This window comes from Streptomyces sp. NPDC001093, from assembly GCF_040298985.1.
Lineage (GTDB): Bacteria > Actinomycetota > Actinomycetes > Streptomycetales > Streptomycetaceae > Streptomyces.
In genome coordinates, this window is the sequence record NZ_JBEPBF010000003.1 from 97,109 (window position 1) to 121,562 (window position 24,454).

General features: G+C 73.3%; 14 protein-coding genes. 7 read left to right on the top strand and 7 right to left on the bottom strand.

Features of this window, described 5'->3' with window-relative positions; all coding sequences use genetic code 11:
- Positions 1-84: 84 nt before the first annotated feature.
- The 7 genes from ABT288_RS03045 to ABT288_RS03075 form a co-directional block, all read right to left on the bottom strand.
- On the bottom strand, positions 85-1,218 hold the full coding sequence (locus ABT288_RS03045; protein ID WP_351602102.1) for a GNAT family N-acetyltransferase: 1,134 nt from the start codon (positions 1,216-1,218) through the stop codon (positions 85-87).
- Positions 1,219-1,295: 77 nt separating this feature from the next.
- Complete coding sequence (locus tag ABT288_RS03050) at positions 1,296-2,459, bottom strand: aminotransferase class I/II-fold pyridoxal phosphate-dependent enzyme (protein ID WP_351602105.1); 1,164 nt, start codon at positions 2,457-2,459, stop codon at positions 1,296-1,298.
- Positions 2,459-3,448 (bottom strand): agmatinase, encoded by a 990-nt coding sequence (gene speB / locus ABT288_RS03055; protein WP_351602108.1) that lies wholly within the window; start codon positions 3,446-3,448, stop codon positions 2,459-2,461. Before speB ends, ABT288_RS03050 begins: the two co-directional genes overlap by 1 nt.
- Positions 3,445-4,467 (bottom strand): methyltransferase domain-containing protein, encoded by a 1,023-nt coding sequence (locus ABT288_RS03060; RefSeq protein ID WP_351602111.1) that lies wholly within the window; start codon positions 4,465-4,467, stop codon positions 3,445-3,447. The genes speB and ABT288_RS03060 overlap by 4 nt, the downstream gene beginning before the upstream one ends.
- A gap of 59 nt (positions 4,468-4,526) precedes the next feature.
- Complete coding sequence (locus tag ABT288_RS03065) at positions 4,527-5,954, bottom strand: 4-hydroxyphenylacetate 3-hydroxylase N-terminal domain-containing protein (protein WP_351602114.1); 1,428 nt, start codon at positions 5,952-5,954, stop codon at positions 4,527-4,529.
- Between the two features lie 56 nt (positions 5,955-6,010).
- Positions 6,011-7,240 carry an ATP-grasp domain-containing protein gene (locus ABT288_RS03070; protein WP_351602117.1) on the bottom strand — a complete coding sequence of 410 codons (1,230 nt, stop codon included), beginning with the start codon at positions 7,238-7,240 and terminating at the stop codon, positions 6,011-6,013.
- A gap of 52 nt (positions 7,241-7,292) precedes the next feature.
- Positions 7,293-8,306: an NAD(P)-dependent oxidoreductase gene (locus tag ABT288_RS03075; protein ID WP_351602120.1), complete on the bottom strand. Its 1,014-nt coding sequence runs from the start codon at positions 8,304-8,306 to the stop codon at positions 7,293-7,295.
- Between the two features lie 381 nt (positions 8,307-8,687).
- Between ABT288_RS03075 and ABT288_RS03080 the strand changes: the two genes are divergently transcribed.
- The 7 genes from ABT288_RS03080 to ABT288_RS03110 all read left to right on the top strand — a co-directional run bounded on the left by ABT288_RS03080 (position 8,688) and on the right by ABT288_RS03110 (position 24,449).
- Complete coding sequence (locus ABT288_RS03080) at positions 8,688-9,845, top strand: peptidogalycan biosysnthesis protein (RefSeq protein ID WP_351602123.1); 1,158 nt, start codon at positions 8,688-8,690, stop codon at positions 9,843-9,845.
- A complete protein-coding gene (locus ABT288_RS03085; RefSeq protein WP_351602126.1) occupies positions 9,842-10,816 on the top strand; it encodes an ATP-binding cassette domain-containing protein in 975 nt (324 codons plus the stop codon). Before ABT288_RS03080 ends, ABT288_RS03085 begins: the two co-directional genes overlap by 4 nt.
- On the top strand, positions 10,813-11,637 hold the full coding sequence (locus ABT288_RS03090) for an ABC transporter permease (protein ID WP_351602129.1): 825 nt from the start codon (positions 10,813-10,815) through the stop codon (positions 11,635-11,637). Before ABT288_RS03085 ends, ABT288_RS03090 begins: the two co-directional genes overlap by 4 nt.
- A complete protein-coding gene (locus ABT288_RS03095) occupies positions 11,624-12,409 on the top strand; it encodes an ABC transporter permease (protein ID WP_351602132.1) in 786 nt (261 codons plus the stop codon). Before ABT288_RS03090 ends, ABT288_RS03095 begins: the two co-directional genes overlap by 14 nt.
- Positions 12,410-12,485: 76 nt before the next feature.
- Positions 12,486-17,573, top strand: coding sequence for a non-ribosomal peptide synthetase (locus ABT288_RS03100; RefSeq protein ID WP_351602135.1), 5,088 nt, complete (start codon positions 12,486-12,488; stop codon positions 17,571-17,573).
- A gap of 43 nt (positions 17,574-17,616) precedes the next feature.
- Positions 17,617-23,001, top strand: a complete 5,385-nt coding sequence (locus tag ABT288_RS03105) for a type I polyketide synthase (protein ID WP_351602138.1) — start codon at positions 17,617-17,619, stop codon at positions 22,999-23,001.
- Positions 22,998-24,449, top strand: a complete 1,452-nt coding sequence (locus ABT288_RS03110; RefSeq protein ID WP_351602141.1) for a condensation domain-containing protein — start codon at positions 22,998-23,000, stop codon at positions 24,447-24,449. Before ABT288_RS03105 ends, ABT288_RS03110 begins: the two co-directional genes overlap by 4 nt.
- Positions 24,450-24,454: the final 5 nt, after the last annotated feature.

Sequence of the window (24,454 nt, forward strand, 5' to 3'; positions counted from 1 at the left end):
CGGGGTCTCCGCGTTGTGGGAGTCTGTGGGGGGGGGGCCCCGCGGCGGCGCGACCCGCACGACCGTCGGCTCACACGGCTCCCGTCATGACGTGCCGAGCGGCTCGGTCCAGGGGTGCTGCCAGTCGCCGGGGTCCACGGCGCGGCCATGGTCCGTGCGCCATGACGTGAGGTCGACGGGGGCGGGCCGTGGGGCGTCGGTGGGGTCGTCGGCGAGTGCGACGGTCCACAGCGGAACCAGGCGCGCACCGCGCTTGACCTTGGCGGCATAGGCACCGATGCCCAGGTGGAGGGCGGTCAGACCGCGCTCGCTCAGGTAATCGACAGGAAGGTAGTAGCAGAGCCCGTAGTACTCGTAGGCGTCCCGCAGCGCGGCGTAGTCGAAGCCGACGGCGCGGGCGTAGAGCGTGCCGCGCCACTCGTACATCACGGCGGCGCCGACCAGCCGGCCGCCGCTGCGGGCGGTGAACACCACGGACCGGTCGTCAAGACAGGCGGCTTGGTCGGCGAAGGCGCGGTGGATCTCCTCGGCGGTGGTCGCGTGGCCGTACTTCGCCTGGAGGTTGGCCAGCAAAGGGGCGACCTCGTCCAGGCACTCGCTCAGCCGCTGTCGGCCCAGCTCGTAGCCGGCCGCCAGGAACCGGGCGTACTCGCCCTTGAGGCTGATCCGGCGGCGGCTGACCAGGCCGTCGCAGTACTCCGCGAAGCTCAGCCCCCCGGTGTGCAGGGTGGCGTCGCCGCAGTCGAAGTCGACGGCGGCCCCGCGCCGGTGCAGGGCCGCCGCCGTGCGGTTGGTGGCGAACAGGAACAGCGAGCCCGTGCGGGACGGGGGGTTGAGTTCCCTGCGGGCGTCGAGCAGCAGGTCGAGGACGGCGTCCTCGTACTCCGCCGCCCGCGGGATCCCGCAGCTGTAACCGCGGTGCGACCCCGCGACCCCCCAGTCTCCGCCGGCGCCCATCTGCTCCAGCCGCGGCCGCAGCGCGTAGAACTTGTTGTGCTCCCGCTCGACCTCGTACAGCGGCAGCCCGCCGACCAGCCGGTCGCCGGCGTACGCGAGGAGGTACGTCACCGCGGCACCGCTCTCGCGTTCCACCGAGCGCAGCCAGCCATGGGACATGTAGAAGCCCTCGGGTTCGGCGAGGGCATCCCAGTCCTCGGGTGCAACCTTGTCCAAAGTGGTCACGGTTTCCAGCCGCAGAACGGTCGGGGTGTGGTCCATCGCGTCTTCCGCCTCGGATGTGCACGGGGTCGATCGGGAGGAACGGCAGGCGGCCGGGCTTCCGGACCGCCCGCCGTCTACAGGTGCGCGCGCACCGCGTCCACCAGGGTGCGGGCGGCCCGGATCACGTCCTCACCGGACCGGGCCAGCGCCAGCCGGACCTGGCGCACGCCGTCACCCGGCCGGTCCCAGTGGAAGGGGCCGCACGGCAGAATGTGGGTGCCGCGCTGCACCAGCTCCTCGTAGAGCGCGACGGCGTCCGGCCCGTCGTCGGGAAGCGTCACCCGGGCCACACTGATCCGGGCGTCCGGGTCGGTGAGTGTCACCGGGCCGCCGTCGAGGACCTCGGTCAGCGCACGCCGGTTGCGGGCGATCAGCCCGTGCAGGTCCGCGTAGCCGCCCCGCTCGGCGTCCTGGGCGAACTTGGTGAGCATCAGCAGCACCAGCGGCGACACCGACAGCAGCACGTCGCTGAAGTACTCCAGCAGCGGCAGGTCGGTGTTCTCGCCCCAGGCCAGGAAGCCGGCCTTCAGCTCCAGGGTGGGCCACAGCTTGCCGGTGTCCTCGATGACCACCCACTCGGCGCCGGAGTCCCGCAGGATCGCATAGGTGTCGTACTGCGCCCGGGTGTCCTGCGCGCGGAAGCAGGTGTCCATGGCCAGCACCCGGTTCGTGCGGGCGCAGAACGCGGCGAGCCGGCGCAGTCCGTCCTCGGCCAGGACCCACCCCGTCGGATTGTTCGGCGTGGTGACGAACACCGCGCCCACCTCGTCCGGCAGGTCGGGCTCCCCGCGGTCCAGCTCAGCCTCGGGCAGCGGCAGCAGCGTCAGGCCGCGCCCCTTGAGCAGATCCGGGATGTTGTCGAAGGTCGGGTGCACCAGGGCGACGGTGCCCGTCCGGTGCGCGAGCGCGCGCGCGGTGATGTCCATCGCCACGGACGACGAGTAGCAGCTGACCAACCGGCCGGTGCCGATGGGCGCCTGCCGCTGGCCGATGCCGTGCAGAAAGGCCTGCTGCGCCTCGGCCTCGATCTCCTCGAAGACTCGCTTCTCAGCCTCGTCGAAGAGGTCCGGCAGGCTGTCCACGATGGCGCGCTGCGACTCGGTCAGCGGCATCCGGGGATGCCCGTCCGACACGTTCAGCCCGCCGACGAGTGCGTCGGTCTCCATGGAGGTCAGATTCCGCCGGCCGGACTCATGGCCGACCGCGGCTTCTCCGGACACATCGGATATGAAGGTCATCAGGTTTCCTCCCCCGTCTCGGTCGCCCGCGCGTGCCTGGAGCGCAGCGCGACCTGTCCCAGCAGTTCGAACGCGACCACGGACGCGGCGTGGCTGGTGATGTCCGCGTGGTCGTACGGCGGCGCAACCTCGACGATGTCCAGGCTGCGGTAGTTCAGCGGCCCCAGCGCCCTGAGGTACTGGAGGGTCTGGTACGAGGTCGGCCCGCCCACTTCCGGGGTGCCGGTGCCCGGTGCGTACGCCGGGTCGATGAAGTCGATGTCGAACGACACCATGACGGGGCGCTCGCCCACCCGTTCGCGCACCCTGCGGCCGAACTCCTGCGGCGAGGTCACGGCCAGCTCGTCCCACCCGATGACCTCGTAGCCGAGCGCCTTGCCCGAGTCGACGTCGTCGGGGTGGACGGAGCCGCGCATACCGACCTGGATGCTGTGGTGGGGGTCGACCACGCCCTCCTCCACACCGCGGCGGAACATCGTGCCGTGGAAGTGCTTGACGCCGTAGTAGTCGTCGAGGACGTCCCCGTGCGCGTCGAAGTGGATCACGCTCACCGGCCCGAGCGTGCGGGCCATGGCCCGCATCTCCGCCATCACCAGGCTGTGGTCGCCGCCCAGCAGCAGCGGCACGATGCCCCGCTCGTACAGCGGTGCCAGGAACGCCTCGAGCCGTTCCAGGGTCAGCTCGTGGTAGCCGGGGACCACGGGCGCGTCGCCCGCGTCGACCATCGACAGGGTCCTGGTGACGTCCACGCCCGTCGCCGGGTTGTGGTCGCGCAGCAGGATGCTGGCAGCGCGGATCGCCTCGGGCCCGAAACGGGCCCCGGAGCGATAGGAGACCGCCGAGTCGGTGGGGACGCCGACGACAGCCACGTCGACCCGGCCCTCGGCGGTCAGTGGGTCGTCCACCCAGGGCAGCCGCATGAAGGTGCGCGGGCCGGACGCGATCCGCGGTTTGGTCATGCTGTCCCGCGGCCGGTAGTGCTCACTCACGCGGAGGCCTTCCGCAGGAGCCAGCCGACGCAGAACCCGGTGGAGTCCATGGCGGGGTCGGTGGTGTCGAAGGCGTCGACGCGCAGCCCGCACTCGGCGAACAGCTTCTCCCACCACTGCCTGGTCTCCAGGCGCTGGCTGGTGAAGGGGTGCATCAGCAGATAGGCGTTGTAGTACGCCTGCGCCAGCGGCTGGGACATCGCCTGGCGATCGGAGGACTTCAGGTCGATGTCGATGATGGCCAGGGTCAGCTCGGGCGACTCGGTGAAGAGCTTGGTGAGCATACGGCGGACGCCCTCCTCGCCCTCCTGCCCCAGCACTTCGTGGATCACGAAGGCGAGGACGGCGAGGTCGGGCTTGTCCTGCGTGTTCTCGATCCACTGCACCGCGTCGACCTGCTCGATCGTCACCCGGTCCGCCGTGGGCTGGCCGGCCACCCAGGCCCGCGCGGCGGCGGCGCCGTCGGCATCGGGCTCGATGCCGACGGCCGTCATCTCCGGGTAGTCGGCGCACAGTTCGGTCAGGTAGACGCCGCTGCCGCAGCCGAGGTCCACCAGCCGCCGGTAGGTACGCCCGTCCTCGGCGAGCAGGTTGCGCAGCAGCGGGATGGAGTCGTGCATGCTGATGCCGCAGCTGCCGCTGCCGACGTAGCCGCCTCGCCGCGGGGCCGGACCGGTGCCCTCGGCCAGGTGGTCGCCGAGCGCCAGGAACGTCTGTCCATAGCCGCCGACCATCATCTCGTACCAGGGGCGCGCCTCCTCGTAGGCGCGGGCGAGGTCGGTGAGGGTGAGCACGCCGTCCACGGAGCGGTCGAGCAGACCGGCGGCGACCCAGTAGTCGGCCATGGCGGTCAGCCGCGCGCGGTCGAGCCCCTTGGCGCCGACCAGGGCGTCGACGGTGGTGCCGGCGGCGAAGTCGCCCTGGAGGCCGGACTGCTGCAGCGTGAAGATCATGGTGCTGAGGACGTAGCCCCGGAACGGCTCCAGGGCACGTACGAGGCGGGACTCGCGAATGGGCATGGCAGATCCAATCGATGTCGATGCGTGCGTGGACGGCGCCGGGTGCCCGGCGCCGGAACTCATCCGTCGAGGCCGTCCAGAACAGGGCTCTCGACGGGGCGGCCGGCTGTGAACAGGTCGTAGAACTTGGCCTGGAACGCCTCGGGCGGGCCGAGGAAGAGCCGTTCGTAGAGCACCTGGCGGGTGCCGAAGCGGTTCATGGTCAGGTCGGCGGCGGCTCGCAGCAGACGGCCGTGCGCCAGGCCGTCGACGCCGGATCCGGCGAAGTACGTCTGCATGAAGGCGTGGCTGGCCGCGTCGGGGTCCTCGTCGGCGGTGACGGGGTGCATCACCAGCCCGCTGCTGGCGATCGCCTGGAGCAGCTCGACCGCGCGGGGGTAGAGCCGGGCGTTCAGCATCCCGGACGCCGCGAGGGGCACGGAGTCGCAGACGTGGTGGCCGAACTCGTCGGGCCGGGCGCCGGTCTCCGCGGAGACGACGAGCCCGCGCAGCGTCTCGACGATGCCTGCCAGCTCGCCCAGTTGCTGCCGGACGACCGGCTGCCGGTCGCGCCCGCTGACCCTCGCGCACCGGGCGGCCAGCTCGAACACCGTTTCCGCCTTCACCCAGGCGCGGACCGCGGACTGGTGCCAGGCGTACGACGTCATGCCGGTACCGGGGCGCAGATTGTTGGCGGCGGCCACGTCCCCGTGGACGAAGACGCGGTCCCAGGGGACGAGCACGTCGTCGAAGTGGCAGACCGCGTCCAGCTCGTCGAAGCGGCTCGCGAGCGGCCCGTCCCCGGCCGGGGAGGAGGCGTACGAGGGCCGGGAGTACAGGGTGAGTCCCGGCGTGGCGACGGGGATGGCGAAGCACAGGGCCTGGTCGGCTTCGGACTCGCCGAGCGGGCGGAACGGGTAGATCACCAGGTCGTCCGCGAAGGGGGAGAGAGTGGCCAGCATCTTGGCGCCGCGCACCACCACTCCGTCCTCGGTGGTGCGTATCGCGCGCAGCGCCTGCACCTCGCCCCCCGGGCCGGGGCCCAGATGGCGGTCGGCGGGAGGGTCGCTGATGGCGTGCGTCAGCACGAGATTCGAGGCGCGTGCCTGCTGCCAGTAGGCCCGTACGTTCTCCGCGTACGGCCCGAAGTGGTCCGCAGCGCCGGCCCAGGCCGTGAGGACCGTGGCGACGAAGTCGGGGCTGCGTCCCATCAGTCCGCCGCTCAGCCGGGCGATGCGAGCGAAGGCTCGGCCCCGCTCGCGCACCTCCTCGGCGGAGCGGGCCAGGGAGTAGGCGAGGGGGCGCCCGTCCGCCCCGGTCAGCCCGCCGTCCGGGCGGTGCTCGTCGAGCAGGTCCGCGAGGAAACCGGCCATGCCCTCCGTCATCGGGTCGTGGGCCAGGTCGGCGACCGGGTGGCCCGCGAGGTACACCCGCCTGCCGTCGGCCAGACCGACCAGGTACGACTTGCCGGTCCGGGTTCCGTCCGGCGGTAAGGTGCTTGTGGCCATGCGTTCTCCAAGCTCCGGGCTGGTGATCGGAAAGTGGCGTCGCCAGGCGCCGCGGGTCAGGCGTCGCACCACGCGGCGGCGGCCGCGGTCCGCACGTCGGCGGCCAGGATGTCCGGGTCGGTGTGCCACAGCAGCACCGAGACACCGAGCGCTCCCGACGCGCCCGTGTGGGTCTGCCGGGCGGCCTGCCGGACGTGCACGAGCCGCTCGCTCGTGGTCTCGGGCGTGTGCCGGTACCGCTCGCCCGGCATGACGGGGATCCACACCCAGGCGGCCTGCGTGCCCGTCGGGCGGGGCTCCGGGACGGGAAGGCCGGCCTGCAGGGCGAGGTTGACCTCCTCCAGGTTCAGTCCCGCGTGCAGCCGGGCCAGTTCGGAGACCAGGGCGCCGGGTGCGCGTCCGGCGACCTCCACGACGACGAGCTCGTCGTCGCGGGTGACGGCGAACTCCGTGTGCACGACGAACGCCCCCTCGCCGCCGAGCGCGGCGACCACGTCGCGGTTCAGCTCGTGGGCGCGGAGGGCGAGTTCGCTGTCGTGCGGGACGGTCCAGCCGCCGAGCCGGCGGCCGGAGGGCAGGTCGAGCAGCGGGCCGAGATAGGTGCCGGTCTGAACCGGGGTGGGCACGCCGTCGCGGACCACACTGTTGACGTGGTGGAAGGTGCCGTCGAGGTACTCCTCGATCTGCCATCCTGGTTCGCCTGCGTGCCCGGCGAACCAGGCCCGCAACTCCGACTCCGTGTGGAGGATGCCGACGCCACGGGAGTTGGCCTCCCGCCGGGGCTTCGCCACAGCCGGCAGGCCGATGCGCGCGGTGACGAGCGCGGTGCCGGTCTCCGGGTCCGGTACCCCGTCGGTGAGGGCCAGGAAGCGCGGCACCCGCACGCCGGCCGCCGCGAGGCGCTCCTTCATCAGGACCTTGTCGATGTAGTGCGCGGGCCGGGCCGGGTGCCGGGCGGGCAGGCCGAACTCGGCACGCAGCTCGGCGCAGGCGATGAGGCTGTACTCGTCGTTGGTGACGATCTGCACCGGCCGGTCCGCGGCCAGGGACCGGATCGCCGCGGCCCACTCGCCGCGCGGCGCGTGGTGGACGGCCGGGACCTGGCCCGGCACGTCCTCGCGCGTCACGGCGTCGGCCTCGGCGTCGGTGAGGACGACCGTGTCCCAGTGCGCCGGGTCGAAGGTGGCCGTCGGGTCGGTGGTGAGTGGCTGTCGGGAGTGCAGGATCACCGCCAGCGGGCGCGGGGGGACCGCTTCCGTCGGGCGGCCGGTGTGGGAGTTCGTCATGATCGGCCTGTCGTGTGGGCGCCGTGGAGGGTGGTGGGGGGTGTGGAGCTTGTCATGATCGGTCCGCCGTGAGGGTGCCGAGGACGGCGGCCCGGGCGTGCGTGTCCCTGGTCGGCGGTACGACGCCGGGGACAGGTGTGCCGGGGTGGGCCAGCGCGTGCCGGACAGCGGCGAAGTCGTCGGCGAAGGCGCAGTCGCTGTCGCGGCTGCGCCACGCCACGTGCGGCGAGAGCCGGACGGTGGGCAGCCGGCGCAGTGGGTGCCCGGCCGGCAGCGGTTCCGGGTCGGTGACGTCCAGGGTGGCGAACAGCCGCCCTGCCGCACACAGTTCGGTGAGCGCGTCCTGGTCGACGATGGCCGCGCGGGAGATGTTGACCAGGTGCAGGCCCGGGCGGGCCCGGCCGAGCGCGGCCCGGTCGAACAGGTGACGTGTGTCGGTGGTCAGCGGCAGTGCCAGCACCAGGTGGTCGGCGTCCAGGGCCCGGCCGAGGTCGGAGGTCTGCGCGATACGGGAGCCCGGCTCGGGGGCCGGCCGCCGCCGCAGCACGGTCACGGAGGCACCGAGGGCGTCGAAGACGGCGGCCAGGCGCTGTCCCACGGCCCCCCACCCGGCGACGCTGACCTCCGCGCCCCACAGCCCGACCCCGCCTCCGGTGCTCGCCCCGGCGGGGACCGGAGGAGCGTCCGGGGCCGGTACCGAGCGGGTGTCCCGCTCCTGCCAAGGTGCCCCGCGCCGCCACTCGTGGGTCAGCACGGCGTGCAGGGCGTACTCGGTGAGCGGAGCGGCGTAGCAGCGCCAGCTGCGGGTGAGCAGGGTGTCGGCCGACCAGGAGGCGAGGTCGATGAAGTCGGCGCCGGCCGAGGTCAGATGGACCCAGGACCACCCGGCGGACCGCAGAATCAACTCGCGTTGCGCGGCGGGCAGTTCATGCGGGGCCATCAGCAGGATCCCGCCGTGCTCCGGCGCCTCCTGCCAGGGGCGGAGTTCGGCCGAGGAGCCGAAAGCCTCTCGGATCCGCGGAAGGGAAAGACGCAGGAGTTCCTCGGTGAGTGCCGCGTAGACCACCGGCCCGACGGTGCTTGCAGGCGTGCGGTCGCCGTCGATGATTCCCCCTAAGACTATGGGCCGCCCAGACAACACGAGTTTTCCCGGCCGATATTCCTTGGGGAGTTAAGCATCCTCGTTCGACCGAGGCAAGCAATAAATTCGGTGGCGATTCGCGCGGACCTGTGTATTACCTGGCACCAGCTGTTGGCATTTCGGGCAATTGGTGCATGTCGGGGTCGTGTGACCTGGCTCACTGTGGCATGTGGTTGTCACCCGGTTAATATGACGTTCTGTCGGGGGGCGGTACTCCTTTTCTCTGCGCTCAGTTTCCCTCTGGCGAGGCGGAATCCTCGACGGGTTCCTTGCAATGAACCATGGCGAGCGGAAGGGGGATGCGCCTTGTCGGTCACGGTCAAGGTGCGTGCCGTGCCGTCCCTGACGGATGTCGCGGCGGCAGAGTGGGACGCCCTCGCCGCGATCGGGGGGCTGTACGCGTCGCACGCGTGGCTCGACTCGGTCGAGCGAGAGCCCGGAGCCGGTGTCGAGTACCTCCTTGCCCGCCGGCGGGACCGACTTGTCGGCGCCCTCCCGGTGTATGACGTGGAGGTGGAGCACAACCCGTTCTACGCGCGCCAACGCCATCTCGACCTGCTTGGCATGGGCGGCAGTTGGACGCTGGCGGGCGCCCGGCGCGGCTACCGGTTCGAACTGCCCGCCGAGACGGACGCGGAGGTGGACGGGCTCCTGGCGGCGGCGCTGGAGCGGGCCGAGGCCCGGGGCGAGCGCGGCTGCCTGTTCCCCTTCGTGACCACCCGCACCGCCCGGCTGCTGTGGGAACGCGGCGCGGCGGTCGCCCTGGACGGCGCCGAGGCCGCGGTGGTGACCGACGGCGCCTCCTTCGAGGGATATCTGCGGAATCTCAGCAGTAAGCGGAGAGTTGCCGTCAGGCACGAGTTCTCCACGTTCCGGTCAGCCGGGTATGAGCTGGGCCTGGAAAAACTGGAGGACTGCTACGAGGAGGCCGCGCCGCTACTTGGGCAACTCCAGCGGAAATACGGACATGAGGCGCGTGACGAAGGAATGAGAGATTATCTCGCCGGCCAGGTCGAAATGCTCGGCAGATATTCCAGAGTCTTTACCGCGCGCCGCTCCGGCCGACTGGTCGGCTTCTCCCTGATGTACGAATTCGGCGAGGTGCTGTACGCGCGAGCGGTCGGGTTCGACTACACACAGACCGAAAAAGCCTTCGAATATTATGCGCTCTGCTATTACCTGCCCATCGAATACATGCACCAGCAGGGGCTGAGAGTGCTCCACCTCGGCATGGAGACATACCAGGCGAAGGTGGCACGCGGCGCCCACCTCAGCCCGCTGTGGTCGGTCGCGCTGCCGCTCGCGTCCTCGCCGCGCGCCGAGACGTCCCCGGTGGACACCTCCGAGTGGCTGCGCCGGTTCGGCCGACGGGCCCTGCCTGACGCGGAGTGGCAGCAGCCTTGGACCGCCGCCTGGGAGCCGTCCGATGCCGGTGTGCCGGGCGCGCGGGAGGGAGCGAGGTGACCCCGCCCGCCCTGGTGGTGGACGGCGTGGGCCGTGACTACGTCGACAAGAGGAAGGTCGTCACCGCCCTGTCGGAGGTGTCCTTCACGGTCGGCCGCGGTGAGATCGTCGGACTGCTGGGCGTCAACGGCGCCGGCAAGACCACGCTGCTGCGCATCATCGCCACCCTGCTGACCGCGACCCGAGGCCGGGTCCTGGTCGACGGCATCGACGTGGCGTCGGACTCCAGAGCGGTCCGCACCCGCCTGTCCGTGGTCTTCGGCGGCGACCGCGGGCTCTACCCGAGGCTGTCCGCCCTCGACAACGCCATGCTGTTCGGCTCCCTGTCAGGCCTGCCGACCAAGTCCCTCGCCGCCACCGCGCGCGACGCGCTCGCCTCCGTGGGGCTGCTCGACGTGGCGGAGCGCTCCGTCGGCACGTTCAGCAAGGGCATGAAGCAGCGGCTCCACCTCGCGGTCGGCCTCATGGCCCGCCCGGCGCTGATGATGCTCGACGAGCCCACCGTGGGCCTGGATCCCTTGGAGACCGAACGGCTGCGCTCGGTCGTGGCCAAGCTGCCCGACGAGGGCGTCGGCGTCCTGCTCACGAGTCACAACCTGCAGGACATCGAACGGCTGGCCTCCCGCGTGGTGATCCTCCGCGACGGGCGCGTCAGCCACGACCTGCCGCTCACCGACCTGCTGGAGCAGAGCGGCGGCGCGACCACGGTCGCGGTCCTGTCCGACAGCCCCTGCCCGGTCGGGGCGGACGCGGACGGCGGCTTCGGCATCCAGGTGCTGTCCAGTGAACGCGCGTCCAACGAGGCCCTGTGGCGCACCGAGTTCGAGGTCGCCGAGTGGACCGCCGAGTCCCTGCGGGAGCTGTCCCGCCGGTGGCCCTCGGGCGCCATCAGGGACGTACGCGTCCAGCCCGTCGGGCTGGAGCAGGTGTTCAACCGCCTCGCGGGCCTGCGCACCGGGGAGGCCGGATGACGACCCTCGGAAGCCCGCACAAGGGGCCCGCGCCGCGGGCCGGCGGCGGACCGCGTGCCCACCTGTCGGTGCTGCGGCACACCATGATCTTCCAGCTCAGGCAGCAGCACATCCTCAGCGCCGTGATCCCCGGCTGCGTGGTGCCGGCGGCACTGTGCCTGGCCACGCTGCTCGCCCGCGGCCCGCAGTCCTTGCTGACACCCCGGCAGATCCAGCTCGGCTGCGGCGTGCTCGCGCTGTGGAGCTGCGCCATCTGGCAGACCGGCCTGATCCTGCGGGAGGAACTGGCGCAGGGCACCTTGCCAGGCATCCTCACCCGACGGGCCGGCCTCGGAGTGGTGCTGTTCGGCAAGACGATCGGCACAGCCCTGCGCTGCGCCCTGCTGATCACGCTGACCATCGGCTGCGTCGGCCTGCTCACCGGCGAGCCGCTGCGCATCGCGCACGTGGGCGCCTTCACGCTGGCCGCTCTCGCCACGTTCGGCTCGGCCCTGGTACTGGGCGCGCTGCTCAGCTGCCTGTTCCTGCTGACGCCCGCCGCCATGCGGATCGCCGAGGCGCTGGTCTACCCGATGTCCCTGCTCGGCGGCATGATCGTCCCGATCGAGCTGCTGCCCGGCTGGCTGCGCCACGTACCCGACGTGATCTCGCTGCGCTGGGCCACCGAACTGCTCACCGCCGCCGCGGAGGGCCGCACGCAGAGCGTCACGGCGTGGGTCTGCCTGTGCGCCACCACGGGCGGCTACGCGCTGCTGGCCCGCTGGGCGTTTCACACGGTGCTGCACCGCGCGAGAGAGCGAGGCACCCTTGCGCTCGCCTGAACGCCTGCGCGGGCTGACGGTCGTCGCCGGGGCTGCCCGCCGCGACTACCTCGCCGTGTACGGGGTGAAAACCCTCATCGGCTCCACCGTGCCCCGATCCGTACTGCAGCCCCTGTTCCTCGCCTACCTCGGATACCTCGCGGGCGGCTTGGAAGGACGGCGGTTCGCGATCGTCGGGGCCTGTGTGCACGTGCTGTCGCTCGCCACGGTCGTCAAGGCGGCCGACAGCATGACCGAGGACCTGACCGCCGGCACCCTGTACCGAGTGCGCACGAGCCGGCCCGGGTTGCCCCTCGTGCAGCTGACCCGGTGCTGGATCTACCTCGTGGAGGCGGTGGCCTCGGCGCTGGTGGCGGTCGTGGGCGTGTGCGCCTACTTCGGGGAGTGGCAGCTGATGGGCGCGCTGCTCCAGGGCTCCGGGTTGTTCGTGCTCACCGCGCTGAGCGCCACCGCGTTCGGCCTCGCCGTCGCGGCGGTGGCTGCCCTGCACCCGGCCTCGGCCGTGCTGACCAACTTCGCGGTGTACGCCCTGCTCGTGCTGTGCGGCATCATCGCGCCGGCCGATCGGCTGGCCGCGCCCGTGCGGTGGGTGTCGCAGCTGCTGCCCCTGACGCACGGCGCCCAGTCGCTGCGGGCCCTGGCCGACGGCCGGCCCTGGGCGTCACAGGCCAGCCTGGAGGCCCTGGTCGGCGCCGCCTGGCTGGCCGCCGGACTGGTACTGCTGCGCCGCAACGACCGCCGGGCGCGCCAGTTCGCCACGGATGGCAGCTGACTCCGGAATCCCAGCCCCCAGCCGACTGGAACTCCACCAACTCTCCCACGCCTCACTGCACCGGAAGGGAATGCGCATGGACGGCTCGACGGCCGACGTCAGCGGTGCGATCCTGCGAGGACCGGACCGGGACCGCCCGGCACCCTTCGGCGTGCCCGGACTCGTCCGGGCCGTCTCCACCGCCACGCCGGACGCCGTCGCGCTCGTCGACGACGCGGGGACGGTCACCTACGCCGAACTGGAGACCGCCTCCGACGCGGTCGCCCGCCTCCTCGCCGACGCCGACGGCCGGCCCGGTGACGTGGTGGCCGTCTGCGTGCCGCGCGGGCGTGCCCTGGTGTTCGCCCTGCTCGGCGCGCTGAAGGCCGGCCTGCCCTATCTGCCACTGGCCCCCGAGGACCCGCACGAGCGGCGCCTGGGGATCTTACGCCGCTCCGGAGCCGCGCTCGCGCTGGTCACCGGCGAGACCGCGGAGAGCCTGGACGGCCGGGAGGACGGCACCACCCGGGTGCTGCGCCTGGACGCACACCCCGCTTCCGGCGCCACCGCACCGCCGGAATGGGCGCCGCTGACCCGCGTCGCCGACGACCACCCGGCCTACGTGCTGTTCACCTCGGGCTCCACCGGTGATCCCAAGGGCGTCGTCGTACCCTCCCTGGCCCTGTGCAACCGGCTGCTGTGGATGTGCGACACCTACGGCTTCGGACCCGCGGACCGCATCCTGCAGAAGACGCCCGCCACCTTCGACGTCTCCGGGTGGGAGTTGCTCGGCCCGCTCGTCTCCGGCGCCACCGAGGTGCTCATGCCGCCGGGCGCGCACCGTGATCCCGGCGAGGTCGTGGACTGGGTGACCCGCCACCGAGTGACGGTCTGTCACTTCGTGCCGTCGATGCTGGAGGAATTCCTGCGCTGGCCCGGCGCCGACCGGTGCGCCTCGCTGCGCGCGGTCGTGTGCAGTGGCGAGGCCCTGGCCCCGGGCCTCGTACGGCGGTTCCGGTCCGTCCTCGACGCGGACCTGCACAACCTGTACGGGCCGACCGAGGCGGCCATCGACGTCACGGCCTGGGAGTGCCCCCGGCGCACTGACGACCTGGACACCGTCCTGATCGGCGGCCCCATCGACAACTGCACCCTGGTGATCCTCGACGAGGACATGCGGCCGGTACCGGACGGCGGGGTCGGTCAGCTCGCCATCGGGGGCATCCCCCTGGCCCTCGGCTATCTGAACCGGCCCGACCTGACCGAGGCGGCGTTCGTTCCGGCGCCCGCGTGGTGCCCGGTGCCCCGGCTCTACCTGACGGGCGACCTGGTGCGCCGGCACGGTGACGCCCTGGAGTACCTGGGACGAAAAGACCACCAGGTGAAGATCCGCGGCCAGCGCGTGGAGCTGCGGGAGACCGAGGACGTGCTGCGCGACACGGCGGAGGTGCGGGACAGCGTGGTGGTCGCCGCGCCCGGCCCGGACGGCGCCCTCACCGTGTGCGCCTTCGTCGTCCCGGCGCCGGGGACCGAGCCGGACGAGGACCTGTGGCGCGGGCTGCGGGAGCGTGTGGCGGCCGCGCTGCCCGAGGCATTCGTGCCGGCGCTGTTCATGGCCACCGCGACCATCCCGCTCACCAGCAGCGGCAAACAGGACCACAAGGCCCTGCGGGCGCTGGCCGAGGAGCGGCTGGCCGCCCTCACCCCGGCCCGCCGGGCCGCCGACCGGCCGGCCGACGACCTTCTCGACTGCTGGGAGGAGGCCGTCGGCGCCGTCCCCGACGACGAGACCCTGGGCTTCCTCGACGTGGGCGGGCACAGCCTGGCCGCAGCCCGCCTCGCCGGACGGATCCTCGGCCGGTGGGGGGTCAGGCTCCCGCTGTCCCTCTTCCTCCGGGACAACGTCTCGCTCGCCGGGCTGCGCGCCCGCCTGCCCGGGACGGCACCGGAGCGCGCCCGGCCCGTCACCCGGCGGGCGGACGGCTCGGGCCCGGCCTCCCCCGAGCAGCGGCGGCTGTGGCTGTGGCAGCAGGTGTTCCCCGACTCCCCCGCCTACAACGTGGTGGGCGTGCTGAAGGTGCGGGGCGCGCTGGACCCCGACCTCCTGCGCGCGGCCTGCGCCGACCTGATCGCCCGTCATGAGTCCCTGCGTACGGTGCTGGAGCGGGCGCCTTCCACGGAGCCGCACCGGCGCGTCGCGCTCCCGCCCTGGCCCGAGCGGTTCACCGAGCGCACGGTCGGCACGGTCACCGACGGCGCGGTACGGGACTTCGTCGCCGAGGTCGCGGACGTGCCCTTCCCCTCCGAGCTGCTGCCCCGCCTGGCGGTGGGCCTGCTGCGCGACACCGCGCGCACGGAGTCCCGGGTGGTGCTGTGCGTCGACCACCTCGTCTCCGACCAGCGCTCCCTGGACATCCTCCAGCGCGACCTCGCCGAGCTGTACGCGGCACGATCCGGCCGGGGCGCCGCGCGGCTGCCGAACCCCGTCCAGTTCGGCGACGCGCTGGCCTCGGCACCCGAGGAGGACCGCGCCGCCTCCCGGCACGCCGAGGACCTGGCCTTCTGGCGCTCCTGGCTGGACGGCGTGCCGCAGCGGCTGGACCTGCCCCGCGCCCGCCCGCGCCCCGGGCTGCCGGACCACCGCGGGGCGGAGACGCTGGCCGACCTCGACGCGGACACGAGCCGGGACCTGGACCGGGTCTGCCGGGCCCAGCGGGTCACCGTCGCCACCCTCGCCGTCAGCGCCCTCGCGCGGGCCCTCAGCGCCTGGACCGGGCAGCGCAGCGTGCTGGTAGGCGTGCCGATGTCGGGGCGCGAGACGGAGGAACAGCACGAGGCCGTCGGCTTCTTCATGCGCACCGTCCCCGTACGCGTCGACGTCCCCGAGGGCGCCGGGACCTGTGAGGTCCTGCGGCCGGTGGCCGAGGCGGTGCTCACCGCGGCGGAGCACATGGGGGTCACCTTCGACGAGATCGTGGCGGAGGTCGGCGCGCAGCGGTCACCGGACCGCAATCCGCTGTTCCAGGCATGGTTCAACGACCTGACGCAGGCCGATCCGCCCGCCTCCTTCGGCGGCCACCCCGCCGTCCCCATGGAGCCGCAGACCCGCTGGTCCCTGTTCGACCTCGGGTTGTATCTGTCCCGCCGCCCCGACGGGGGCTACCGCCTGCGGCTGGTCCACGCCACGGACTTCTGGGACACCGACACGGCCCACGACTTCCTCCAGGCGTGCCGGGAAGCCCTGCTGTCGGTGCTCGCGGAGCCCTTGGCGGCCGGGGACACCTCCGGGCCCGCGCCGTCCCTCGAGGCGGGCCGGACCTGTGCCGACCTGGTCCGTGCCGTGCTGGACCAGGCCGAGCGGTGGCCGGAGCGGCCCGCCCTGGTGGGAGGTACGGGAACGGTCACGTACGGGGACCTCGCCCTCTGGGTCCGCCGCGTCAGCTCCCTGGTCCGCGAGCGGACCGAGCCCGGCCGGCCCGTCGCCGTCATGGCCCGCCGTACCGCCGGGCTCGCCGCGGCGATCCTCGGCACCTGGCACGCCGGACGGCCGGTGCTGCTCGTCGATGCCGAGGCCCCCACCCCGTGGCGCCGGCACGTGCTCGCCGCGGCCGACGCCTGCCTCGCGCTGGGGATCGGGCCGGAGACGGTGCCGGGAGTGCCGTACCAGAGCGTCGAGCCGTCCGCGTTGAGCGGGTGCGAACCCGACGGGCGCCAGGAGGAGTTCACCCCGGACGCGCCTGGTCACCTCATCGTCACTTCCGGGACCTCCGGGCGGCCGGCGCTCGTGGTGCTGCCCGCCGACGCGTTGCCCGAGCCGCTGGCCTGGTACGCGGCGGAGCTCGGCCTGGGCAGCGACGACGTCTTCTGCCTCACCACGCCGCCCGCCCACGACCCGGTGCTGAGGAGTCTGCTGCTGCCGCTGGTCCTCGGCGCCCGGGTGCACCTGCCCGGCCCCGGGCAGACCGAGCGGCCTGAGGCGCACCTGGAGTTGCTGGAGTCGTCCGGGGCCACCGTGCTCCATCTGACGCCGACGCAGGCCGGCATCCTCGCCGCCGTCAGGGCCGAACGGGTCCTGCCCTCGGTGCGGGCCGTGGTCTTCCACGGCGAACCGCTGCACGACGCCCGTGCCGAGGAAACCGCCGCGCTGGCCCCGGGCGCCGCGCTCTTCAACCTCTACGGCACCACCGAGACCCCGCAGGCCAGCAGCCTGCACCCGTGGGACCGGACGAACCCGGGGGCCGGGCGACGCGGCACCGTGCCCATCGGGCGGGGCACCCCGTACCGCCGCCTGGAGGTCGTCGACCCGGCGGGCCGTGCCGCGCTGACCGGCGAGACAGGCGAACTCGTCGTCGTCGGCCGGGGACTGGCCCTCGGCTACCTGAACGCACCGGACCGGCGGGCGAGCACAGCCCTCGCCGACGGCGTCCGCCGCTACCCGACCGGGGACCTGGCGCGCCGCGACCGGCATGGCGCCGTGAGCCTGGTGGGCCGCCGTGACCGGCAGGTCTCCCTCGGCGGCTACCGGATCGAACTGGACGAGGTGGAGGGCGCGATCGCCCGGCTGGAGGGCGTCGACCAGTGTGCCGTGGCCACCGACCCGGACCACCCTGGCGGCGGCCTGATCGCCTGGGTCGCCGGGACCGGCCTCGGCAGCACCGACGATCTCGCCGCCGAACTCGCGCGGACAGTGCCCCGCTGGCAGCAGCCGGCGTACTGGATCCGGCTGCCGGCCCTTCCGATGAACCGCAACGGCAAGGCCGATGTCCCCGCGCTGCTCGGACAGCTGCGGGACCGGCGAGGCGGGCGCGACGCCCGGGGGGACGGCCGGCCGGCGGCCGGGGACCTCGCCCGGCTGATCACCGAGCGGGCCGGGGAACTGTGCCCGCCGGGCACGGACCTGACCCCCGACACCGTCTTCTTCGACGCGGGCATGGTGTCGATGAGCCTGCTCCAGCTGTACCACCTGCTGGTCACGGTGGACGGGCTCGGGCTCACGCTGGCGGACGTCTTCCGCTTCGCCACGCCCCGCGACCTCGCCGCCCACCTCGGCGGCAGGGACGCCCCCGCCGCCCGGCCCGCCCGGGCACCGCGCCGCGCAGGAACGCCGCACACGGCGACCGGCGAGCGCGACGCCCGCCGCGCGGTCCGCACCGCCCTGCGCCGACGGCAGCAGGGCCGGGGCTGACCCCACGGAACCACCCATCCCCAGCAAGAAAGGCACCGGAGCAGTGACCAGCGACGCCATCGCGATCATCGGACTGTCCGTGCGGGTACCCGACGCGGCAGACGCCGATGAGTTCTGGCGCAACCTCCTGGCGGGGCGGAACAGCATTCACCGGCTCAGCGAAGAACAGCTGCTCGCCGCGGGCGAGGACCCGGAGCTGCTCAAGGACCCGCACTACATACGCGCCAGACCGCTCCTGGACGACGTGGGCGCGTTCGACAACACGTTCTTCGGCATCTCCCCGCGCGAGAGCGAGCTGCGTAACCCGCAGCACCGGCTCTTCCTCGAGCTGTGCTCGACCGCCCTGCAGCACGCCGGCTACGAGCCGTCCCGCTACGACGGTGAGATCGGCGTCTACGGCGGTTGCGCCAGCGACAACTACGTGGACGACCACATCAGGGCCGATCCCGAACTCCTCGCCCAGGTGGGCGAGATGGTCGCGCTGGTGTCCAACAACATCGACTACCTGGCCACCTACACCTCCTACCGGCTCGGTCTGAGCGGCCCCAGCCTGAACGTCCGCACCGCCTGCTCCACCTCCCTGGTGGCCACCCACCTGGCCTGCCAGGCCCTCCGGCTCGGCGACTGCGACATCGCCCTGGCGGGTGGCGTGGAGATCGAGACCCCCTACGGCCGCGGCTACCGCCACGTGGCCGGCGGCATCGACTCCGCCGACGGCTACTGCCGTCCGCTCGACTCCGAGGCGAGCGGCACAGTCTTCGGCAGCGGCGGCGGCGTGGTGGTCCTCAAACGGCTCGCCGACGCGCTCGCGGACGGCGACCCGGTCCACGCCGTGATCAGGGGCTCCGCGATCAACAACGACGGCGCCGGACGCCCCGGGTTCACCGCGCCCAGCTCCGAGGGGCAGAGCCGCGCCATCGCCGAGGCCCTGGCCGTCGCCGGGGTGGAGCCGGACACCGTGTCCTACGTGGAACTGCACGGCACCGGCACCCAGATGGGCGACCCCGTCGAGATCCACGGGCTGCATCAGGCCATGCTCGCGGTCGCCTCGGGCGAGCTGCGGCCGGGCAGCTGCGCGATCGGCTCGGTGAAGTCGAACCTGGGCCACCTCGGCCCGGCCTCCGGCATCGTCGGCCTGATCAAGACGGTGCTGGCGCTGCACCACGAGAGCATCCCGCCGACCATCAACGTACGCACGCCCAACCCGCAGCTGCGGCTGGAGGAGACCCCGTTCCGTGTGGCCGACTCGGTGCTTCCCTGGCCGCGCGTGGCGGAATCACCGCGCCGCGCGGGGGTCAGCTCGTTCGGCTTCGGCGGCACCAACGCCCACGTGATCCTGGAGGAGGCCCCGAGCCCCGCACCGGTGCCGGCCCGCCCGGAGCGCACCGAGCTGCTGGTGTGGAGCGGGACCGACAGGGAAGCCGAGAGCCGGGTACGCGCCCGCCTGGCGAAAGCCCTCGGCGCGCTGCCGGACGAGACCGCGGCCGACGTGGCCCTCACCTCCCAGGTGGGGCGCCGGGCCCTGCCCGTGCGGGCGGCGCTGACCTTCACCCGGCCGGCCGAGGCCGCGCGAACCCTCGCCGACCCGGACACGCAGCCGACCGCGCTGTCGGACGGCACGCGTCGGCGTCTGGTGTTCGCCCTGCCGGGGCAGGGCTCACAGCACCCGGGGGCCGCCGCGGGCCTGGCCGCCCGCCTGCCGGACTTCGACGCCCGGGTGCGCGAGTGCCTGTCGCTGTTCTCCGACGCCCTCGGAATCGACCTGCTGAAGATGTGGCAGGAGGAGAGCGACCCGGAAGTCGTCGCCCGGACCGTGCACGCCCAGCCGCTGCTGTTCTCCGTCGAGTACGCCCTGGCCCACACGCTCGGCGTCTTCGGCCTGGAGCCCGCCGCCCTCGTCGGTCACAGCGTGGGCGAGGTCGTCGCGGCGACGCTGGCCGGGGTCATGCCGCTCGCCGACGCCGTACGGTTCGTCGCCCGCCGGGCTGAGCTGATGCAGGGCATGCCGCCCGGCCGGATGCTCGCCGTGGCCGGAGCGGAGGACGTGGTGCGGGAGCTGCTCTCCGCGGAGGTCGCGGTGTCCGCGGTCAACGGCCCGCAGCAGGTGGTGGTCGGCGGTCCGGCCGAGGCGATCGAGGCCTTCCGAGAGGTCCTGGCCGCGCGCGGCGTGCAGGGCAGGCTGCTGTCCACCTCGCACGCCTTCCACACGCCGATGATGGCTCCGGCGGTGGCGGAACTGACCGACCTGCTGGCGGGCTGCGCGCTGCGCGGCCCCGGGATCCCGGTGATCTCCGCCGCCACCGGCCGGCCGCTGGAGGCCGCGCAGGCCACCTCACCCCGCTTCTGGGCCGAACAGCTCGTCGAGCCCGTGCTGTTCGGGCACGCCCTGGACACCCTGGCCGGGCAGGATTCGGCCCGCATCCTCGAAGTGGGGCCGGGACAGGCACTGACCAGCCTGATCCGGCGCCATCCCGGCATGCGCGACGCCGGTCACCGGGCCGTCGGCAGCCTTCCCAGGGCCACCGAGTCGGCCGGCGGCAAGGCCGACTGGCCCATGCTGCTTCAGGCGCTGGCCCACGCCTGGTGCGACGGGGCCGACGTGGACTGGGAGGCGCTGCCGCGCCCGGAGGACACACACCGGGTGGCGCTGCCGTCCTATCCGTACCAGCGCCGGGAGTTCTGGCTGCCGTCCGCCGCGGGGAAGCGACGCCCGGCGGCCGCCTCCGAGGGCGAGCGGGACACCCGGCAGGCGCCTCGGCACGACCAGGAAGCGGCGCACCCCGCGCCCCCCGAGCGCCCCGTGCTCGCGCTGCCCGGCTGGCGCCCGACCCGGCATGTGCCGGCCGCGCCACGCCGCACACCCGGCAGCAACGGCCACGCCGTGGTGCTCACCCCGGCCGACCCGGCCGTCGCGCGGGAGCTGCTGACCTCCGTCCAACTGGCCGGCTACCGGGCCATCCCGGTCACCGAAGGCACCGTGTACGAGGCCGCCGACTACCGCGGCACGGTACGGCGCGGGCACCCCGAGGACATCGCCGCCTATCTCGGCCATCTCGCCGAACAGGCCGTCGACGTACGCCTGCTGGTGCACGGCCGGGCCTTCGCCGAGTCGGCAGGGGACGACGGTGCGGCAGACGCGCCCGAGGCCCTGGACGAGGCCCTGTGGTCCGTCGTCGAGCTGTTTCAGTCGGCCGCCGGGCGGCGCGACGCGGACAACCGCCCGCTGCCCCTTGCGGTCGTCACCCGATCCGCCGTGGACGTCACCGGTGCCGAGCGCCTGTGCCCGGCCCGCGCTGCCGCGTGCGCCCTGGTGAGGTCTGCGGCGCTGGAAGCGGGCGCCGGGCAGGTGCGGCTGATCGACATCCGCAACGTGCCCGCCGCGGTGCTCGCCGCCGAACTCGCCGACCCCTCTTCCACGGACCCGGTCCTGGCGCTGCGCGGCAGTCGGCGCTGGGTGCCGGACCGCACGGCGTACGAGGCCCCCGGGCCGGTCGGCACGCTGCTGGAGGAACGCGGCGTCTACGTGGTCACCGGGGGGCTCGGGGCCATCGGTCTCGCGGTGGCCCAGGCGCTGGCCCACACGGGGCTGCGCCCGCGCCTCGCCCTGCTGGGACGCAAGGCGGACCGGCCCGAGGAGACCGAGCGGGTCGCCCCGATGGTCGCCGCGATGGAGGCGGCCGGCGCGGAGGTCACGCTGCACGCGGTCGATGTCTCGGACACCGAGGCCACGCTGGGCCTCTTCGACGAGTTGCGCTCCCGCTACGGCGCCGTGCACGGCGTTCTGCACACCGCGGGCGTCGCCGGCGGCGGGCTGCTGCGCACCCGGTCGCGCCCGGACATGGAAGCGGTCCTGCGCGCGAAGGTGACCGGCACGCTGGTGCTGAACAAGGTCGTCGCCCGCACGCCCGGCATCCGGTTCCTCATGCTGTTCTCCAGCCGGGCCGCCCTCAACGGGCTGCTGGGCAGCGCCGACTACGCGGCGGCGAACGCCTTCATGGACGCGGTCGCCGTGGGCACACCCCCCGGAGCCCCAGTCACCGTCAGCGTCGACTGGCCCACCTGGCACGAGGTCGGGATGGCCGGTGCGGCCCCGGACCACACCACGGACCGGGCGGAGCCCCAGGCGGGCGGGGTGCGCTGGACGACCGTCGTCGCGCCCGGCGACTGGGTCGTGGACGAACACCGCCTGCAGGGCCGGGCGCTGCTGCCCGGGGCCGCCTACTTCGACCTCCTGGTGCGGGCCGTGCGGGAGGTGGGCGGCGCCGACGACCTCGACCCCGTCGTCATCGAAGACCTGGTGCTCTCCGAGCCCCTGTTCGTGGCGGAGCCGACGGAGGTGACCGTCGTCCTGGCGGAGACGGCCGAGGGGGCCTGGGCCGCGACGGTCCGTGCCGCCGCGGGCGAGGCGCGGCCGACGGTGCACGCACGGGCCCGGGTGTCCGTGGACCGCTCCCAGGACGCCGCCCGGCCGACCGCTGACCTGGCCGCGCTCAGTGAGGGCTGGCCGGCCGTCACTCCCGGAGCACCACAGGGCGCGACCACGGACTTCGCCTTCGGGGAGAGGTTCGCGTGCGTCCGCGAGGCGTACCGGGAGACCGACGTGACGGTGGGCCGTCTGGAGCTGAGCGCGGAGCACCTCGGCGACCTCGACGCGCACCCGGTCCACCCCGCCCTCCTCGACCGCTCGCTGGCGCTGAACCTCCCGGCCGGCGACTACGTACCCTTCACCTGCCGCAGGGCGGTCGTGTACGGGGAGGTGCCCGGTCAGCTGATGGTTCACATGGTGCGCCGCCCGGAGCGGGTCGGCCGGTCCACGGTGGACGCCGAGCTGTACGACGCGCTGGGCCGGGCGGTGGTCACGGTCAGCGGCTACACCAAGATCGCCCTCACGCCGGAGGCGCCCGCGCCGGGCCGTACGGAGCGCGTCGCCCGCGACGAGTCGGCGCCGATCGGCCTGACCTCGGGCATCACGCTCGACGAGGGGATCGACGCGCTGATGCGTCTGCTGACAGAGCACGTCCCCCCGCAGGTGGCGGTGGTCCCGGCGGAGGAATGGACTGTGGCCGAGGCGCCCACTACCGCCGCACCGGCGAGGCCGCAGGAGACGCTGCTTCCGGCGCGGGAGGCCCCGACGCCGCCTGCCGTCCGGGCCGGACAGGAGGCGCTCCGAGCGCCCGAGCCCGCGGACGACGCCGTGACCGAGGTGGTGCGCCTGCTCGGGGAGACCCTCGGGCTGGGCGACATCAAGCCCGACGACGACTTCTTCGACATGGGGGGCGACTCGCTCAGCGCGGTCCAGCTGGTGTCCCGGCTCCAGGACCGGTACGCGGTGACCATGAGCGTCGCCGATCTGTTCGACGCCCCCACGCCCGCGGCGCTCGCCGAGGTCGTCCTGGGCCGGACGGGACAGCAGGAGGCACAGGCATGAGCACGGCGTACGACGACCGTCCGCGCACCGCGGGCGCCGGGTCGGCCTGGCGGGCCTCGCTCGGGCAGGAACGGCACTGGGCGTATCAGGGCCGGTTCCCGGATTCGGCCGCGTTCAACGTGCCGATCGCGGTGCTGCTGCGCGGTGCGGTGGACCTCAGCGCGCTGGAGCGCGCGTTGCGGGGCGTGGTGGCGCGTCACGAATCGCTGCGGGCCTCCTTCGAGGAGTCCGCCGGGCGGCTCACGGCCCGGCTGCACGCCCCCGGGGACGTACCCGTGCTGAGGCACGACCTGCGGCGGCTGCCGGAGACCGAGCGGATCCGGCGGCTGCGGGAGATCGGGTCGGCCGAGGCCGCACGCCCCTTCGACCTGCGGTCGGAGCCCACCACCCGGGCCCACCTCGTGAGCCTGGCACCGGACGAGACCGCGGTGATCGTGAACTTCCACCACATCGCCTTCGACGGCTGGTCCTCCCCGGTCTTCTTCGACGACCTGGAGGACCGGTACCGCGCCCTGCTGTCCGACGTGCCTGGCCGCCCCGCCCCCGTTCACCGGTACGTCGACTTCGCGGTGTGGCAGCGCCGGCGGATCGAACGCGGCGTCCATGAGACGCAGCTCGACCACTGGCGGCAGCGGCTGGCGAGCCCGCCCGGGCCCCTGCCCTGGCCCGGGGAGGGCCAGGACCGCGAGGCGCCCTGGTGGGGAGGTGACATGGCCTGGCTGGGCCTCCCGCAGGGCCTGATCCAGGACGCACAACAGGCGGCACGCGCCTGCGGCACGTCGTTCTTCGTGCTGGGGCTCGCCATCTACCAGCTGGCGCTGTCGCGGCTGACCGGCTGCGACCACCTGGCCGTCGGTACGCCCTTCGCCGGGCGTACCGACCAGCGGTGGCGGGACGTGGTCGGCTTCTTCGTGAACACCCTCGTGATGCCGTATGTGTTCCGGCCCGATGTACCCGTGGGCCGGCTGGTGGAGGACACCCACCGCCTGGTCATGGCGGCCCACGCGAACCAGGACATCCCCTACGGCGTGCTGCTCGACGAGCTCGCGCCTCACGTGGAGCCCGAGCGTACGCCCTACTTCCAGACGATGTTCATCCTGCAGAACACCCCGGCGCCCACGCGGAGCCTCGACACCGCGACGCTCGCCACCAACAAACTGGTGACAGGTTCGGCGCGTTACGACATCACGTTCTCCCTGGGGTGGCGCCGCGGGGAGCTGGCCCTCGAACTGGAGAACCGGCCGCGGCTCGTGGGGCAGGACACGGCGATCCGGCTGGCGCGAACCTTCTTCGGCCTGCTGGCGGCTGCCACCGCCGATCTCAGCACCCCGGTCGGAAAACTGGACCCCGCGACTTTGGCGCTGTCGGTCCACCGCCGGGGAGAGCTGGAACCGGGAACGGACGGCCTGTTCCGCGGCATCATCGGAGACTGGAGAGCGTCGGCGTGAGTCCG